The organism is Nocardia sp. NPDC047038 (assembly GCF_040644075.1).
Classification (GTDB): Bacteria; Actinomycetota; Actinomycetes; order Mycobacteriales; family Mycobacteriaceae; genus Nocardia; species Nocardia sichangensis.
In genome coordinates this window covers 365086-383106 of the sequence record NZ_JBEYVQ010000001.1, presented here as the reverse complement: position 1 = coordinate 383106, position 18021 = coordinate 365086, and the positions used below count along the sequence as shown (strand labels likewise).

Here is an 18021-nt window from a genome sequence, read left to right as displayed (position 1 = left end):
CCTGCCGCCAACCGCCGCGACCTCTGCCAGGGACCCGCCACCGCCGACATGTACCCTCACTCGCATGCCGGTGAGCGACGTGATGCAGGTACGCACCCGAATTCGCGCGATTCGTCATCGGAACGGCGCGGCCGGTCATCGGTTCCGGGCGGTCGTGGCCGGGTGTGCCGCGCTCGCGCTCGCGGGCTGCGGCGGCGCCACCGACGACTCCGCCTCCATCGTGCGCACCACCACCAACATCGCGGGCGCGGGTGTGGTGGGGCTGGAGCGCGACACCACCAAGGCGTGCGCGCTGCCGAGCGCGCCCGACCCGGCGGGCGGGGACACCCGCAGCGTCACCCATGCGGCGGGCGTGTCCGAGGTCCCCGCCGACCCGCAGCGCATCGTCGTGCTCAGCACCTCCGCGTTGGACGCCGTCTGCGCGGTCGGCCTGTGGGAGCGGGTCGTGGGGACGGTGACCCTCGACGGCCCGAGCCCGCAACCGGCCTATCTGGGCACCGGCGTGCTGAAGATCCCCGGCGTAGGCACCGCCGCGCAGCCGGACCCGGCCCGGATCGCAGCCCTGCATCCCGATCTGATTCTGGGCGAGAACCCCACCGGCACAGCGAGTTTCAGCGCGTTGCAAGCCATCGCACCGACCGTGCTGGTCGGTTCGAACAACAGCTGGCAAGCCGAGTTCGCTGCGTTCGCGGCGGGCATGGGACGGCGCGACGCGGCGGAGACCGCACTGCAGAACTACCGCACCGAGGCGCGCGACACCGGCACCACGCTGGCGGCGGGCCAGACCCAGGCATCGATCCTCCGGTTCACCGCCGACGCCCAGCGAGTACAGGGCGGTGACAGCTTCTCCGGCCAGGTGCTCGCCGACGCGGGCGTGCAGCGTCCTGCCGCGCAGCGCGGCGCCTCGTTCGACGTGCGCGAGAGCGAGTTCGCCACCAAGGCGGAGGGCGACCTGATCTACGTGATCCTCGCGGGCCAGGAGGGCAAGAAACACGGTGAAGCGGTGCTGCGCACCGACGAGTGGAAGGAACTCGGCGCCGCCACCGATCGCCGGGTGTTCGCCGTGGAGGACAGCGTCTGGCACGGCGACGGCCTCACCGCCGCCCGCGCCCTGCTCGCCGACCTGCGGAACACGCTCAACGGTTACGTGACCGACTGACCGCCCACCCCTTGGGTGAGGTTTCCCGCACCCTTGGAGTGCGCGGACCAGCGCTGGGGTTGCTGTCGAAAAGTCCGCTCGAGGACGAGATTCAGAGGTACGCCGAGAACCTCTCAATCGACCCCGAGGACACGACATGCACACGCTGACCGATTCGCTCGCCGACAACCTGTACTCCCTGCCGGTGGCACAGCCCGTCGCCGAGGTCGATCCGCACGCGGTCGTGGCATCCACCGCCGGTTGCGACCTGACCTACGCCGAGCTGGACCGCTGGTCCAATCGCCTGGCCCGGCTGCTGCTGCGCCTCGGCGCCGGACCCGGCACCCGGATCGCGGTCGCGATCGACCAGGCGATCGAGTCCGTCGTGGCCGAGCGGGCCGCCACCAAGATCGGCGCCATCGCCGTCCCGGTGACCGACGACGGCTCCTACGCGCTCGGCACCTCGGTGGGCGTCACCACCAAGGACCAGCAGCCCGAGTCCGCGGAAGCGATCACCTGGCTGGTGTTGGACGAGCGCTCCACTCTGCAGCGCTACCTGACCAGCTCCGCCGCCCCGCTGGGCGCGGCCGACCTGGATCTTCTCCCGAAAGCCGCCTGACCGGACACAACCCCTCCCCCGCGACCCGAACAGCGATGTTCGGGTCGCGCAGTGTGCCCAATACCCCCGCAGCGTCGACCGCGCCGGTTCAGAATTGAGTTGCCGCGTGCTGTGCGGCGGCAGGTACTACCGCTACCGCGGTGGCTACGGGCGGTCACTGCCGATCGGCCGGATCGCGGTCAGAACGTAGGACACGTCATGCAACAGCCTTCCCTTTCGGCGAAAGATTCCGACACAGTTCTTCCCGATGGGGCTTTCGCCCTATCGGCGGCACAGCGCGGCATCTGGTTCGCCCAGCACGTCGCCGGTGATACTCCGATCTCGATCGCCCAGTACGTCGAACTGAACGGTCCGATCGACCTCGACCTGCTCGCGCGGTCGGCGCGGCAGGCCGGGCGCGAGTTCGGCACCGGCTACCTGCGCCTGGTCGAGGTGGAGGGACATCCGTTCCAATTCGTCGACCCCACGCTCGACGACAGTCTGGAAACGCTGGACTTCCGTTCCGAACCCGATCCCGAGGCGGCCGCGCACGCGTGGATGCGCGCGGAGTACGAGGCCCCGCTGGAGCTGACCCGCGACCGGCTGGTGCGCATCGCCATGCTGCGCGTCGGCGCGGACCGCTGGTTCTGGTACTCGCGCATCCACCACATCGTGCTCGACGGCATGGGCGCGCTGACCATGGTGCAGCGCACCGGAGAGCTGTACAACGCCGCCGTCGAGGGCCGCGAAGCGTCGCCCGCGAAGGCCGAGGACCTGCGCAAGATCGTCGAGGCCGATCTGGCCTACCGCAGTTCCGAGCGGTTCGGCGCGGACCGGGAGCACTGGCAGGCGCATCTGGACGGCATGGCCGATCCGGTGAGCCTGGCCGGCCGCACCGCGGGCGTGGACGGGCATCCGCGGCGGGTCACCGGTGCGCTGCCCGCCGACACCGGCACCCTGCTGGACGCCGTCGCCGAGCAGGTGTCCTCCGGTGTCGCGCCGACCGTGGTCGCCGCCTTCGGCGCGTATCTGTCCGCGATGACCGGCGCGCCGGAAGTCGTGCTGAGCCTGCCGGTGTCCGCGCGCACCACCGCGACGCTGCGGCGTTCCGGCGGCATGATCGCCAACGTGGTCCCGCTGCGGCTGCGGCTGACGCCCGCCACGACCGTCGGCGAGGTGATCCGGGCGGCCCAGGGCGAGCTGACCGGGGCGCTGCGGCGCCAGCGCTACCGGCAGGAGGACATCTTCCGCGATCTGGGCTGGCCGATGGACGAGGCCGGGTCGTTCGGCCCGTCGGTGAACCTGATGATGGTCGACACCAGAATCCAGCTCGGCCCGGTGACCGGGCGGCTGCACGTGCTGACCTCCGGGTTGATCGACGACCTGTTCGTCAACCTGTATCCGGGCGTCGGCGGCGAGAGCACGCACATCGACTTCCAGGCCAACGGCAACCTCTACACCGAGGCCGAGCTGACCGGCCAGCATCGCCGCTTCCTGTCGTTCCTGCACCGTTTCCTGGCCGCCGGGCCGGACGCGCCGCTGGCGAGTGTGCCGGTGCTGTCGGACGACGAGCGCACCGGCTTCGCACCCGCCCGGGGACCCGCCGGCGTCGCGGCGCGGACGCTGCCCGCCCTCCTCGCCGAAGGCGCGGCCCGCGATCCGCTGGCGACCGCGCTGGTGGAGGGCGAGACCGCGCTGACCTACCGTCAGGTCGACGACTACACCAACCGGCTGGCCCGGGTGCTGATCGCCGCGGGCGCCGGGCCCGAGCGCACCGTGGCGATCTCCATCCCGCGGTCCATCGGGTCGGTGCTGGCGACGATCGCGGTGGCCAAGACCGGCGCGGCGTTCGTGCCGATCGACCCGACCTACCCCGCCGACCGGATCGAGCACATGGTCGGCGACAGCGGCGTCGTCGCGGGCATCACGACGGCGGCCGCGCGAAAGTCGTTGCCGCGCCGGGTGTCCTGGCTGTCGCTCGACGACGAGGGCACCGAACGGGCGATGGCCGAGCAGGATGCCGCGCCGCTGACCGACGCCGACCGCACCGCGGCGACGCACCCGGACCAGGCCGCGTACATCATCTACACCTCCGGTTCCACCGGGCTCCCGAAAGGCGTGCTCGTCCCGCACCGAGGGCTGGCCAACCTGGTGGCGAGCTCCGGCGCCGGATTCGGCATCGACGCCGAGTCCGTCGTCGCTCACGCCGTGTCGCCGAGTTTCGACATCTCGGTCGAGGAGATCCTGGTCACCCTGGCCACGGGCGCGACGCTGGCCGTGGTGCCGCCGTCGGCGTACGCGGGCGAGGAGCTGGCCCAGGTACTGCGCGCCCACCGCGTCACCCACCTCAACGTGACCCCGGCCGTCGTGGGTTCGCTGGACCCGGCGAGCCTGCCCGAGTTGCGCACCGTGATCGTGGGCGGCGACGCCTGCCCGCCCGAGCTGGTGACCAAATGGGCGGGCCGGACCCTGTTGAACGGCTATGGGCCCACCGAGACCACCATCACCGTCACCCTCAGCGCCCCGCTGACGCCGGACGGTCCGGTCACCATCGGCAGTCTGGCCCGCGACGTGTCGGCGGTGGTCCTCGATCCGTGGCTGCGTCCGCTGCCGCCGGGCACCGTCGGCGAGCTCTACCTCGCCGGTCCCGGCGTCGCGCGCGGTTACCACCGGCGCAACGGGCTGACCGCCGACCGTTTCGTCGCCGACCCGTACGGCACGGGCGAGCGGATGTACCGCACCGGCGATCTCGTGCGCTGGGTGCACAACGACGGCCGCGTCGAACTGGAGTACCAGGGACGCAGCGACTTCCAGGTGAAGGTGCGCGGCTTCCGCATCGAGCTCGGCGAGATCGATGCCGCCTTACAGCGGCAGCCCGACGTCGACTTCGCACTCACCCTCGGCGTCGAAACCGGTTCGGGCGCCACCGCGCTCGTGTCGTACGTGCTGCCGGAGCCGGGTGCGCAGATCCACCCCGAGGCGCTGAAAGCCGCGGTAGGAGAGTCGCTTCCGGCCTACATGGTGCCCGCCGTGATCATGGTGCTCGACCGTCTTCCACTCACGCCGCTCGGCAAGGTGGATCGCAAGGCGCTGCCCGCACCGGAATTCGGCGCGCGCACCACCGCGAGCAGGCCGCCGTCCACACCGCGCGAGGAGACGCTCGCCGCGCTGTTCGCGGAGGTGCTCGGCCTGGAATCGGTGGGAGTGGACGAGAGTTTCTTCGCGCTCGGCGGCGACAGCATCGTCTCGATCCAGCTGGTGTCGCGGGCGAAGGCGGCCGGGCTCGGGTTCGGCGCACGGGATGTCTTCGAGCGCAAGACCGTCGCCGCGCTGGCCGCGGTGGCCACCGATGTGCCGACCGGAGTGGTGCACGAGCTGCCCGGCGGCGGAGTCGGCGACGTTGAGCTGACGCCGATCGTGCGCGCGATGCTCGAGACCGGTGACACCTGGCGGCGGTTCGCCCAAGCGGTGCTGATCGAGTTGCCGTCGGGCATGGAACGCACGGATCTCGTCGCCGCGCTCGCAGCGCTGTTCGACCGGCACGACCTGCTGCGTTCGACGCTGCGCCGCACCGGCGACGGCTGGAACTGGGTGGTCGCCGAGCCCGGTGCGGTGAACGCGGGCGCCCTGCTGGAAATCGTGCCCGTGGACGCTGACCTCGACGCGACCTGCGAGCGTGCGTTGCAGCGCGCCGCCGACCTGCTCGACCCGGAGGCAGGCGTGGTCGCGCGATTCGTGTGGATCGAGCGTGCCGACGCCGCGCCGCTGCTGTGGCTTGTGCTGCACCACCTCGTCACCGACGGCGTTTCCTGGCGGATCCTGCTGCCGGACCTCGCCACCGCCGCGCTGGGCGCCGAGCTCGCTCCGGTCGGCACCTCGTTCCGGCGCTGGGCGCACGGCCAGCGCGAGCACGCGGCCTCGCGCACCGGCGAACTGCCGTTGTGGCAACGCGTCCTGGCGACACCCGACCCCGCGCTCGGCTCGGCGACGATGGACCCGGCCGTCGATGTGGTGGGCTCCATGGCGCACCTGGCGACCGTCGTACCGCCGGACATCGCGCAGTCCGTGCTCACCACCGCGCCGGATCGTTTCCACTGCGGGGCCGACGACGTGCTGCTGGCAGCCCTCGCGCTGGCGGTGGCACGGTGGCGCGAGCGCAGCTCCACGCTGTTCACGCTGGAGGGCCACGGCCGCGCGGAAACCGTCCTGCCGGGCGCCGACGTGGCGCGCACGGTGGGCTGGTTCACCAGCGTCTACCCCGTCGCGGTCGATCTGACCGGCATCGACGTGGCGGACGCGTTCGCGGGCGGGGCCGCGGCGGGCGCCGCGATCAAGGCGACCAAGGAACAGCTGCGCGCGCTGCCGGACAAAGGCATCGGATTCGGGATGCTCCGCTACCTGGTCCCGAGCACCGCGGCTGCGCTCGCGGACGCGCCCACCCCGCAGATCAGCTTCAACTACCTCGGGCGGGCGTCCACCGGCGGCGAAGCGGAACCGTGGCTGCCGCGCCGGTTCGCCGCGACCCAGGACGACCGCGCGCCGCTGGCCGCCGCGGTCGACATCAACGCCGTGCTCACCGATGCCGGACTCGAGGTGACCTGGGCCTACGCCGGACGGCTTTTCGAGGAGGCGGATCTCGGCGAACTCGCCGCGCTGTGGGAGCAGGCGCTCGGCGCGCTGGCTCGGCACGTCGCGTCCGCGAGCGCGGGCGGACGCACACCGTCGGACTTCGATCTGGTCACCGTCACACAGGCGCAGATCGACGACTGGGAGCGCGCCTACCCGAACATCGCCGACGTGTGGCCGCTCTCGCCACTGCAGTACGGCCTGCTCTTCCACGCGCTCTACGATTCCGACACCGCCGACGGCTACACGGTGCAGTCGCTGCTCACCTTGGCAGGCACCGTCGACGCGGCCCGGTTGCGCCGTGCCGCACAGGCTTTGGTGACCCGCCACGAGAACCTGCGCGTCGCCTTCGTCGAGACCGAGGACGGTCCGCGCCAGCTCGTCCTGGCCGACGCCGAGATCGACTGGCGGGAAGCGGATCTCACCGGCATCGCCGACGAGGCCGAGCGCGCCGGGGAAGTCGACCGGTTGATCGCGGTGGACGCCCGCACTCGGTTCGAGCTCACCCGGCCCCCGCTGCTGCGCTGCACGCTCATCCGGATCGCCCCGGACACCTACCGTTTCGTGCTGACCAACCACCACCTGGTGCTGGACGGCTGGTCGACGCCGCTGCTGGTACGCGAACTGCTCACCCTCTACGTCACCGACGGTGACGCCGCGGCCCTGCCGCCCGCGCATTCCTATCGTGAGTTCCTTACCTGGCTGGAGACCAAGGACGACGCGGAATCCCTCGCCGCATGGACCGAGTCGCTGGCCGGTGTCGACACGCCGACCCGCGCGGTGCCCACCCTCGCCGGGATCGAATCGACCGAAACCGGCATGACCTCCGTCGACCTGTCCCGCGACACCGTCGCCGGGCTGGAGGCCACGGGCCGGGAAGCGGGCGCGACGGTGAACACCCTGGTGCAGGCCGCGTGGGCGATGCTGCTGGCCATGCTCACCGGACGCACCGACGTGGTGTTCGGCGGCACGGTCTCGGGACGACCGCCGGAGCTGGCCGGGGTCGAGGAGATGGTCGGCCTGTTCATCAACACGCTGCCGGTGCGGGTGCGGCTGGATCCGGCGGAAAAGGTCGCCGACCTGCTCGCGCGCGTGCAGGCCGAGCAGGCGCGGCTGATGGACCATCAGCACGTCGGATTGGCCGCCATCCACCAGGCGGTCGGCCTCGCCGAATTGTTCGACACGCTGACCGTATTCGAGTCCTATCCCATCGACCGCGAAGCGCTGTCGCAGGCGCTGGACATCGCGGGCATGCGGGTGCTCGACGTGGAGGGCACCGACGCGACGCCGTACCCGCTCAACCTCATGGTGATCCCGCTGCGCGGCGACGACGGCCGGGACACGCTGCGGATCACGCTGAAGTACATGGCCGACCAGCTTCCGGCGGAGGAGGCCCGGCCACTGCTGGATCGCTTCGTCCGGCTGCTGACCCAGCTCGCGGACAACCCGCACGCGCTGGTCTCCCAGTTGCAATACTGCGACGACGCCGAGCGCGCCGCGCTGGCGCCGGTACGCGGCCCGGAGTCCGTGCCGCCTGCCACGCTGCCCGAGCTGCTCACCGCGGGCGCGCGCATCGATCCGGACGCGATCGCGATCACCGCGGGCGAGCTCACCATGTCCTACGCCGAACTCGACGCCTGGTCCAACCGCTTCGCCCGGGTACTGCTGCGCCGCGGCGTCGGGCGGGAGGTGTTCGTCGTGCTGGCGCTCACCCGTTCGCTGGAATCGGTGGTCGCCGTGTGGGCGCTGGCCAAGACCGGCGCGGCGTTCGCTCCGCTGGACCCGAACTACCCGGTGGAACGCATCGAGCACATGCTCACCGACTCCAAGGCCCCGATCGGCGTGACGGTCACCGCGACCGGCGAGACGCTTCCCGGCACGATCGACTGGCTGCTGCTCGACGACCTGAACACCATCCGCCGGGTGATGACGGTGTCCGAAGCGCCGATCACCGACGAGGAGCGCGGCGGGCCGATCGACCTCGATCAGACGGCGTACCTGATCTACACCTCCGGCTCCACCGGCAAGCCCAAGGCCGTGCTGCTCAGCCACCGCGGCATCGCGAATCTGGTGACCGCGCAACGGGAGACGCTCGCGCTCGACCACACCACCAGCGCGCTGCAAGTGGCCTCGCCGAGTTTCGACGCCTCGGTGTTCGAACTGCTCATCGCGCACGGCGCGGGCGGCAGGCTGGTGGTGTCGCCGCCGGATGTCTACGGCGGGACGGAATTGGAGACGCTGCTGCGCACCCAGCGCGTCACCCACGCCGTGATCACGCCGTCGGCGCTGGCCACCATGGAACCCGCCGGGCTGGAACACTTGCGCGTCCTCGCGGTCGCGGGCGAAGCGGCGACGCCGGAGCTGATCGAGCGGTGGGCGCCGGGCAGGCGGATGGTGAACCTGTACGGCCCCACCGAGTTCAGCATCTGGGCGACCGGGCCGGGCGAACTCGTCAGCGGAGAGCCGATCACGATCGGCGGCCCCATCCGCGGCGCGGACACTGTGGTGCTGGACGCCTGGCTGCGTCCCGTGCCGATGGGAGTGCCCGGTGAGCTGTACCTCGCGGGTCCCGCGCTCGCGCGCGGCTACTTCAACCGGTTCGAGATGACCGCGAGCAGGTTCGTCGCCGACCCCTTCGGCGAACCCGGCGAGCGGATGTACCGCACCGGCGACATGGTGCGCTGGGTCGACAACGGCGCCGGTCCCGAGCTGGAGTACCTGGGCCGCAGCGATTTCCAGGTCAAGATCCGCGGCCTGCGGATCGAGCTGGGCGAGATCGACGCGGTACTCTCCCGCGACGACGAGGTCGAATACGCGGTGACCATCGGGCGCACCGGCCCCGCCGGGACGACCGTGCTGGTCTCCTACGTGCTGCCCGTCGAAGGCGCGCGGCTTGACGTCGAGCGGCTGCGCGCGCAGGTGGCCGCCGAACTGCCCGGCTACATGGTGCCCGGTTACCTCGTCGTGCTGGAGACCATCCCGCTCACCCCGGTCGGCAAGCTGGATCGCAAAGCCCTTCCGGTGCCGGACTTCTCCGACAGCCACCGGCCTTACCTCGCACCCCGCGGGCCCGTCGAGGAGGCGGTGGCCGCCGTGTACGGCGAGGTGCTCGAACGGGAGCGCGTCGGCGTCGACCAGTCGTTCTTCGAACTCGGCGGCAACTCGCTGAGCGCGACCAAGGTGGTGGCGCGAGTGAACGCGGCGCTCGGCTCGCGGATCGCGCTGCGTGATCTGTTCGACGCGCCGACCGTGGCCCAGCTGTCGGCCCGGGTGGTGCCCGCCACCGGCGCCGCACCGGGCGGGTTCGGCCTCGCGCCCCGCATCCGGCCGGACCGGGTTCCGCTGTCTCCCGCGCAACAGCGCATGTGGGTGCTCAACCGGATGGATCCGGCTTCCGCCGCCTACAACATCGCGGTGGCACTGCGGCTAACCGGAGAGCTGGACGTCCAGGCGCTGCGCGCGGCGCTCGTCGACGTCGTGGACCGGCACGAGAGCCTGCGCACGCTCTACCCCGCCGACGCGGAAGGGCCGCGTCAAGTCGTGGTCGACGCCGACGTGGCCGTGCCCGCGATGCCGGTGACCGACACCGAGGACGGCGCGGAACTGCGGGAGCGGATCACCGAATTGGCGGGAACAGGCTTCGATCTCGCCACCCAGCCGCCGCTGCGGGTCGGCCTTTTCCGGATCCACGGCGACGTCGAGCCCTCCGCGAGTGCGGGACCGGTGTCGTCGGCTCCTTCCACCGGCGAAGCACCGATCTCGTCCGGGCCCGTCAGCGCGACCGCACCGGTCTCATCGAGTTACACCGCGAGTTCCGGCGAGATCGCCGCCGCCACGCCGCCGGTGCACGTCGTCGTGCTGGTGGTGCACCACATCAGCGCCGACGGCGCGTCGATGGCACCGCTGGCCGCCGACCTGGTCGCCGCCTACTCCGAACGGTCCGCGGGCGGGCACGCCGTCCGTGTCCCGCTGCCGGTGCAGTACGCCGATTTCGCGCTGTGGCATCGCGAGGTGCTCGGCGACGAAACGAATCCGGAATCGTTGGCGGCGCGGCAGATCGAGTTCTGGCGCGCGACCCTGGCCGGCACGCCCGACGTGCTGGAACTGCCCTCCGATCGGCCACGCCCCGCGGTGCAGACCATGCACAGCGCCGACTTCGGCTTCACCGTCGACGCCGAGACGCACCGAGCGCTGGTGGATTTCGCCACCGCGCACCACGTCAGCCCGTTCATGGTCGTGCACGCGGCGCTCGCGGTGCTGCTCGCGCGCCTCGCCACCACCGACGACGTGCTGATCGGCACCCCGGTCGCCGGACGCGGCGAGGAAGCGCTTGACCAGCTCGTCGGCATGTTCGTCAACACCCTGGCACTGCGCACCCCGGTCGATCCGGGCGCGGGCTTCGCCGCGTTCCTTGACACCGTCCGGTCCACGGACCTGGACGCCTTCGCCAACGCGGACGTGCCGTTCGAGCGGCTGGTCCAGGTGCTGGATCCGGCTCGTTCGACCGCGCACCACCCGCTGTTCCAGGTCTCGCTGTCGCTGCAGAACTTCGTCGAACCCGTGCTGGAACTGCCCGGCCTGCGGTTCGAGGTGGAGGACTTCGAGCGCGACGCCTCCCAGTTCGACCTGACCTTGGATCTGCGCGAGCGCTTCGCCGCCGGCGGTCCGGCGGGCATCGAGGCCGTGCTGACCTACGCCACGGATCTGTTCGACGAGGCGACGGTGGCCGTGTTCGCGACCCGGTGGCGGCGCGTGCTCGCGGCGGTGCTGGCGCGGCCCGAGGTACGCATCGCCGATATCGACATTCTCGACGACACCGAACGGGCGACGTTGGTACCCGTGCGTGGCCCCGCCGCGGCGGCGACCACGATCCTGCCGGACCTGCTGGCCGACACCGTGCGGCGGTACCCGGACCGCATCGCCTTGGTGTCCGACGGGCAGACCACCACCTATGCCGAGATCGACGCGCACGCCGATCGCCTGGCCCGAGTGCTGCTCGAGTCGGGCGGCGGCCCGGAAACCGTGGTCGCGCTGGGGCTGCCGCGTTCGCCGGAACTGCTCATCGGCATGTGGGCCGCGGCGAAAGCGGGCGCGGCGTTCCTTCCGGTCGATCCGAAGCACCCGGTCGAGCGCATCGATCACATGCTCACCGACTCCGGCGCGACGCTCGGTCTGACCCTCGCCGCGTTCCGGCCCATGCTGCCCGACAGCACGAACTGGCTGGTGCTCGACGACCTCGCGCTCGTCGAGCGGTGGAGCGCCGCGAGCAGCCGGCCGCTGGGCGAGCGTGAGCTGCCGGGCCCCATCCGGCCGGACAACGCGGCGTGGATGATCTACACCTCCGGCTCGACCGGCACACCGAAGGGCGTCTCGGTATCCCATCGCGGTATCGCCGATCTGGTTGCGGCGCAACGGGATTCGCTCGGCCTGGACGAGCACTCCCGGGTGCTGCAGGTGGCGTCACCGAGTTTCGACGCGTCGGTGTTCGAGGCGATCATGGCGTTCGGTTCCGGCGGCGCGTCGGTCGTGGCACCGCCGGAGGTGTTCGGCGGCGGCGCGCTGGCGGAGCTGATCGACACCGAACAGGTCAGCCACATGGTGATCACGCCCTCCGCGCTGGCGACCCTCGACCCCGCCGAGGTGACCGGCGTCCGGGTGCTCGCGGTGGCAGGCGAGGCGGTCGGCGCGGAACTGGTCGAGCGCTGGGCCACCGGACGCACCATGGTCAACCTGTACGGACCCACCGAATCGACCATCTGGGCAACGGGTTCGGCGCCGCTGGCGGCGGGCGCCCCGGTAACCGTCGGCACGCCGGTGCAGGGCGCCCAGGTCCTGGTCCTCGACGACCGGTTGCGCCCGGTCCCGTTCGGCGTGGCGGGCGAGCTGTATCTCGCCGGGCCGTCGCTGGCGCGCGGGTACCACGCGCGGCCGAGTCTGACCGCTGCCCGCTTCGTCGCCGGTCCCTTCGGCACGGCGGGTGAACGGATGTACCGCACCGGCGATCTGGTGCGCTGGATCCGCGGCGACTCCGGACCCGAACTGGAGTACCTGGGCCGCACCGACTTCCAGGTCAAAGTGCGCGGACAGCGGATCGAGCTGGGCGAGATCGACGCGGTGCTCGGCCGCGCCGACGGCGTGGACTTCGCGGTGACGCTCGGCGTACCCGGCCCCACCGGGGCCACCGCGCTGGCCGCCTACCTGGTCCGCACGCCGGGCTCCGAGCTGGACGTGGCGAAGGTGCGCGCCTTCGCCGCCGACATCCTGCCCGGCTATATGGTGCCCTCGGCGTTCGTCGTGCTGGACGAGATCCCGCTCAACGCGGTCGGCAAGCTGGACCGCAAGGCGCTGCCCGCGCCGGAGTTCCGCGCCGACCGCACCGAGTACCGCGCGCCCGAAACGCCGACCGAACAGCAGCTGGCCGCGATCTTCGGCGAGTTGCTGGGAGTGGCGCGGGTGGGCGCCGACGACTCGTTCTTCGCGCTGGGCGGCGACAGCATCCTGGCGATCCAGCTGGTGTCGCGCGCCAAGCAGCACGGCATCACCTGCACCCCGCTGCAGGTGTTCGAGCACCGCACGGTGGCGGCGCTGGCCGCGGCCGTCGACGCCGCGGGCGCCGCGGTGACGTTGGACGAGCTGCCCGGCGGCGGCGTCGGCGAACTGCCGCTCACGCCGATCGCGCACTACATGCTGGAGCGCGGCGGAAACCACGACCGCTTCGCCCAGACGGCGGTCCTGGAGCTACCGGTCGGCATCGAGCGGTCGCAGATCGTCACCGTGCTCGCCGCCGCGGTGGACCGGCACGACATGCTGCGCGCCCGGCTGGTGACCGACGGCGCGGACGGCCCGCGCATACTGGTCGGCTCCCCCGGATCGGTCGACGTGGACGCGCTGGTGCACCGCGTCGAGTTCACCGCCGTCGACCCGATCGAACTGCACGAGTTCGCCATGACGGAGCTGGACGCCGCCGCCGACCGGCTCGACCCGGCCAACGGCACGGTGCTGCAATTCATCTGGCTCGACCCGGTCGGCGACGCGGGCTCGCGCACCCGATCGGGCCGGTTGATCGTGCTGGCGCACCACTTGGTGATCGACGGGGTGTCCTGGCGCATCCTGATCCCGGACCTGGTGGCCGCGTGGGCCCAGGTGTCGGCGGGCGCCACCCCGGTGCTGGCGGAGACCGGAACCTCGATGCGCCGGTGGGCCCACGCGCTGACCGAGGAGGCGCACTCCGAACAGCGGGTCGCCGAATTGGCGTACTGGCACGACGTGCTCGCCGGACCCGATCCGCTGATCGGCGGCCGGGAACTCGATCCCGCCGTCGACCGGACCGGCACGCTGCACATGGTCGAGCGAGAGGTGTCCGCCGAGGTCACCACCGCGCTGCTCACCACCCTGCCCGGCTTGTTCCAGGGCAGCGTCAACGACACGCTGCTGGCCACCTTGGCGCTGGCCCTGGTGCGCTGGCGCGCCGGTGACCCGTCGGCGCTGCTGCGCCTGGAAGGTCACGGCCGTCAGGAAGAAGTGGTGCCCGGCGCCGATCTGTCCCGCACCGTCGGCTGGTTCACCAGCGTCTACCCGGTGCGCCTCGATCTGGCACAGATCGACATCGACGACGCGCTGGCCGGCGGACCCGCGTTGGGCGCCGCGATCCGCGCCGTGAAGCACCAGTTGCTCGCGGTGCCCGACAAAGGCATCGGCTTCGGCCTGCTGCGCTATCTCAACGCCGAGACCGCGCGCCAGTTGCCGCGGCGGCTGCCGGGCCGGGTCGGCTTCAACTACCTGGGCCGCTACTCCACCGGGGACATCCCGGCCGGACTCGAGGGCCTGGGCTGGCTGCCGACCGACGAACTCGGCGACGTGCACGTCGCCGAAGACCCCGGCGTGCCGCTGCAATCGGCGATCGACGTGAACGCGGTCGTGATCGGCGACCGGTTGCGGGCGAGCTTCGGCTTCCCGTCCACGCTGCTCGACCAGGACGAGGTCGCCGAACTGGCCGATCTGTGGATCGACGCCCTGAGCGCCGCGGCCCGGTTCGCCCATACCCCGGCGGCGCGGACCGCCGCCGAGGAAGAAGCGGCGGCCACGGCGTCTCCGGCCGTGCCCGCGGCGGGCGGCCTCGGGCTGGACGTGGTGCTGCCGATCCGGCTCGGGGGCGAGCAACCCGCGCTGTTCTGCATCCACCCGTCGTCCGGGATGTCCTGGACCTACCTGGGATTCGCCGACGCGCTCGCACCCGGCCGCCCGATCTACGGGCTGCAAGCGCCCGACCTCGGCGGCCACGAACCGCCCGCGCGCTCGATCGACGAGTTCGCCGAGCGGTACGTGCGGGAGATCCGGGCCCTGCAACCCGAGGGGCCGTACCACCTGCTCGGCTGGTCGTTCGGCGGCCTCATCGCCCACGCGGCGGCGGCGAAGCTGAAGGCCGAAGGCGCCGAGGTGGGCGTGGTCGCGCTGCTGGACGCCGACACCGCCGACATCGACGGTGACAGTATCGAACGGCTCACCGCGGGCTCGTTCGTGAACACCTTCGGCGCGGTGTTCGGCATCCACGACGTCCCCGCGGACGCGACCGCGCAGCAGGCGGCCGATCTGATCCGCGATCGGCTCGGCGTGTCGCTGATCGACGCCGCGACGCTGGAGCGCATGGCCGCGTCCTACAACGCCGCCGCGCGGACCAGAACCGGTTACCGCCGCCCGGTGTTCGACGGCGACATCGTGTACTTCAGCGCGATCGTCTACACCTCCGACATCTTCGGTCCGGACGGCTGGGGGCCGTACGTGACCGGCGAGATCATCAACCACGACATCGAGGCGACCCACGACGAACTGACCGCGCCGCACGTGCTGCCGGTCGTCGCGCGCGTGCTCGATGCACATCTGGGAGGCCGAGGATGAATTCCGACCAAGGAGTCGTAGTCGAAGGGATCGAGAAATCCTTCGGCGCGGTCAAGGCATTGCGCGGAGTCGACTTCGCGGCCGAGCCGGGCGAGGTGCTCGGCATTCTGGGACCGAACGGCGCGGGCAAGACCACCATGGTGAACGTGCTGTCCACACTGGTCCGGCCGGATCGCGGCCGGGCGACGGTCGCCGGGTACGACGTGCTGGCCGATCCCGCGGCTGTCCGCCGCAGCATCATGCTGACCGGCCAGTACGCCGCGCTGGACGACATGCTCAGCGGCTACGAGAACCTGGTGATGTTCGGCAGGCTGATGGGCCTGCGCAAGCGGACCGCCCGCGCCCGCGCGGACGAACTGCTCGCCGAGTTCGACCTCGAACGCGCGGCGGGCCGCCGGGTCGGCACCTACTCCGGCGGCATGCGCAGGCGCATCGACATCGCCTGCGGTCTGGTCGTGCGGCCCGACGTGGTGTTCCTCGACGAGCCGACCACCGGCCTGGATCCGCGCAGCAGGCAGGGGGTGTGGGATCTGGTCGCCGGCTTCAAGAAGGCTGGCATCACCACCCTGCTCACCACCCAGTACCTGGAGGAGGCCGACGCGCTCAGCGACCGGATCATCGTCATCGATCACGGCGTGGTGATCGCCCAGGGCACCGCCGACGAGTTGAAGGCGCGCACCGGCGGCAGCTACTGCGAGGTGGTGCCGCTGAATCTGCGGGACCTGCCCGCCATCGCCGCCGCGCTGGGCCACCTGTTGCCGCAGGAGAATCGGGACGCGCTCGGTCCCGATTCCGATCGGATCGCCATACCGGCCCCGGACGGTGCGAAGACACTGCTGGAGGCGCTGCGCAGGCTGGACAGCGCGGGCTTCGATCTCGTGGACGTCGCACTGCGTCGGCCCTCGCTCGACGACGTATTCCTCCAGCTGACCGGGCATCTGGCGACGACGGAAGAGATCGCACGGCGGGAGGCCGCGTCGTGACGGCGGCGGCGACCTGGCTCAGCCAGACCCGTGCGACGCCGCTGCGGCCGCAGCAGTGGTGGGTGCTGACCACCCGGTTGATCGCACCGTCGATGCGAACCGGCGAGGTGCTCACCTCGGTGCTCGCGCCCGTGACGTTCACCGCCAGCTTCTTCATCCCGCTGAAGACCATCATGACCGTCATCGGCACGGGATTCAGCAGCTACGCGCAGTACATGATGCCGCTGGTCATCCTGCAGGCCGCCGCGTTCACCGCGGTCTCGGCGGCCTTCCGCGCCGCCACCGATTCGGTGGCCGGGCTGAACCGGCGCTTCGGCTCGATGCCGATCGGCCCGCTGGTCCCGGTCACCGCGCGCCTGGCCGGCAGCGTCTTCCGCCTGATCATCGCCTTGATCAGCGGATTGATCTGCGGATACGTCATCGGGTTCCGCTTCTACCTCAGCCCCGCCCACACAGTCGGCTTCGTGTTGTTCTCGGTGCTCGTCGGGATCGCGCTGATCTGGGGCGGGGATGTGATCGGCACCTTGTCGCACAACCCGGAGGCGACGGCACAGGCGCTGGTGTTGCCGCCGCTGATCCTGGGCATGCTGTCCACCGGCATCGCGCCTGCCGATCAGTTCCCGGAATGGGTGCAGCCGTTCGTGCGCAATCAGCCGGTGTCGCAGTGGGCCATCGCCTTGCGGGCGTTGGCCGGGGACAAGGGACCGAACGCGGGTGAGGTGACCTGGTCACTGATGGGTCCGCCGTTGGTCTGGGCGCTGGGCTATCTGGCCACCTCCGTCCTGCTGTCGATGCGACTGAGCTCGAGGAGGGCGTGATGGCACTGTTGATCGAACACTCGGACGAGTTGCTCACCGGCTCGGAGATATCGGGGTCGGCACTGGTGCGGCACACGCTGATCCAGACCCATCGACTGCTGCTGCGCTGGGCGCGCAACCCGGTCACGCTGTTGGAGACGCTGATCATCCCGTGCCTACTGCTGATCATGCTGAACACCGTCATCGGCGGGCAGATCAGGAAGTTCACCGGCGAGAGCGCGCTGTACGGCTCGGTGCCCTTGGTCGCTCTGGTCGGCGCGCTCTCCGGTGCGGTCGCTGGAGGTGTTCTGCTCGGCCGCGAACGTGACGCGGGCCTGCTGGCCCGCTTCTGGGTGCTGCCCGTGCACCGTGCCTCCGGACTCGCCTCGCGGGTGCTCGCCGAGGGCTGCCGCATCTTCGCGTGCACCGTCTCCGTCGTGCTGGTGGGCTTCGTGCTCGGGTTCCGCTTCCACGAAGGTGTCGCGGCGACGATCGTCTTCCTGTTCCTCCCGACGTTCTTCGGCGTGGCATTCGCCACCATCGTCACCTCGGTCGCCGTGTTCACCGCGAAATCGACTCTGGTGGAGAGCATCACGATCCTCACCTCACTGATGATGTTCTTCAGCACCGGCTTCGTGCCGCTGGTCGCGTTCCCGAAATGGATCCAGCCGGTGGTGCACAACCAGCCCATGTCGGTGGGGGTCGACGCCATGCGCGCGCTCGCCTACGGCGGGCCGCTCGCCCGCCCGCTCACCCTGACCGTCGTGTGGTCGCTCGGCGCGATCGTCGTGTTCGCGGTGCCCGCGAGCATCGGCTATCGCAGGGCCAGCAGGCGCTGAGTCGCACAGCGAACTCCCAGCGTGAACCCAGCCGGACAGCAGCGCCCGTTCCTAACGTCGCGAAGGACGATGTCGACGAACGAAAGGGCACACAGTGGGCGAACGACGCGGCGAGGCGCACGAGCACGATCTCGGCCTCGCACAT

Annotated in this window: 6 protein-coding genes; all 6 read left to right on the top strand. The window is 71.1% G+C overall.

Annotation, left to right across the window (positions count from 1 at the left end):
• Positions 1-64 precede the first annotated feature (64 nt).
• The 6 genes from ABZ824_RS01835 to ABZ824_RS01810 all read left to right on the top strand — a co-directional run bounded on the left by ABZ824_RS01835 (position 65) and on the right by ABZ824_RS01810 (position 17876).
• The gene (locus ABZ824_RS01835; RefSeq protein WP_356961098.1) at positions 65-1159 is read left to right on the top strand and encodes an ABC transporter substrate-binding protein; all 1095 of its coding nucleotides are present in this window, start codon (positions 65-67) and stop codon (positions 1157-1159) included.
• Between the two features lie 136 nt (positions 1160-1295).
• Positions 1296-1757 (top strand): AMP-binding protein, encoded by a 462-nt coding sequence (locus ABZ824_RS01830; RefSeq protein WP_355078758.1) that lies wholly within the window; start codon positions 1296-1298, stop codon positions 1755-1757.
• A gap of 198 nt (positions 1758-1955) precedes the next feature.
• Positions 1956-15257, top strand: a complete 13302-nt coding sequence (locus ABZ824_RS01825) for an amino acid adenylation domain-containing protein (protein WP_356961096.1) — start codon at positions 1956-1958, stop codon at positions 15255-15257.
• Positions 15254-16240, top strand: coding sequence for an ATP-binding cassette domain-containing protein (locus tag ABZ824_RS01820; protein ID WP_355078756.1), 987 nt, complete (start codon positions 15254-15256; stop codon positions 16238-16240). Before ABZ824_RS01825 ends, ABZ824_RS01820 begins: the two co-directional genes overlap by 4 nt.
• Entirely contained in the window at positions 16237-17058 is an 822-nt protein-coding gene (locus ABZ824_RS01815; protein ID WP_355078755.1) for an ABC transporter permease, read from the top strand. Before ABZ824_RS01820 ends, ABZ824_RS01815 begins: the two co-directional genes overlap by 4 nt.
• On the top strand, positions 17058-17876 hold the full coding sequence (locus ABZ824_RS01810; protein WP_356961095.1) for an ABC transporter permease: 819 nt from the start codon (positions 17058-17060) through the stop codon (positions 17874-17876). Before ABZ824_RS01815 ends, ABZ824_RS01810 begins: the two co-directional genes overlap by 1 nt.
• The last annotated feature ends 145 nt before the right edge of the window (positions 17877-18021 follow it).

Coding starts and splice junctions, on each gene's coding strand:
- ABZ824_RS01835 (WP_356961098.1), top strand. CDS start 65: ATGCCGGTGAGCGACGTGATGCAGGTACGCACCCGAATTCGCGCGATT.
- ABZ824_RS01830 (WP_355078758.1), top strand. CDS start 1,296: ATGCACACGCTGACCGATTCGCTCGCCGACAACCTGTACTCCCTGCCG.
- ABZ824_RS01825 (WP_356961096.1), top strand. CDS start 1,956: ATGCAACAGCCTTCCCTTTCGGCGAAAGATTCCGACACAGTTCTTCCC.
- ABZ824_RS01820 (WP_355078756.1), top strand. CDS start 15,254: ATGAATTCCGACCAAGGAGTCGTAGTCGAAGGGATCGAGAAATCCTTC.
- ABZ824_RS01810 (WP_356961095.1), top strand. CDS start 17,058: ATGGCACTGTTGATCGAACACTCGGACGAGTTGCTCACCGGCTCGGAG.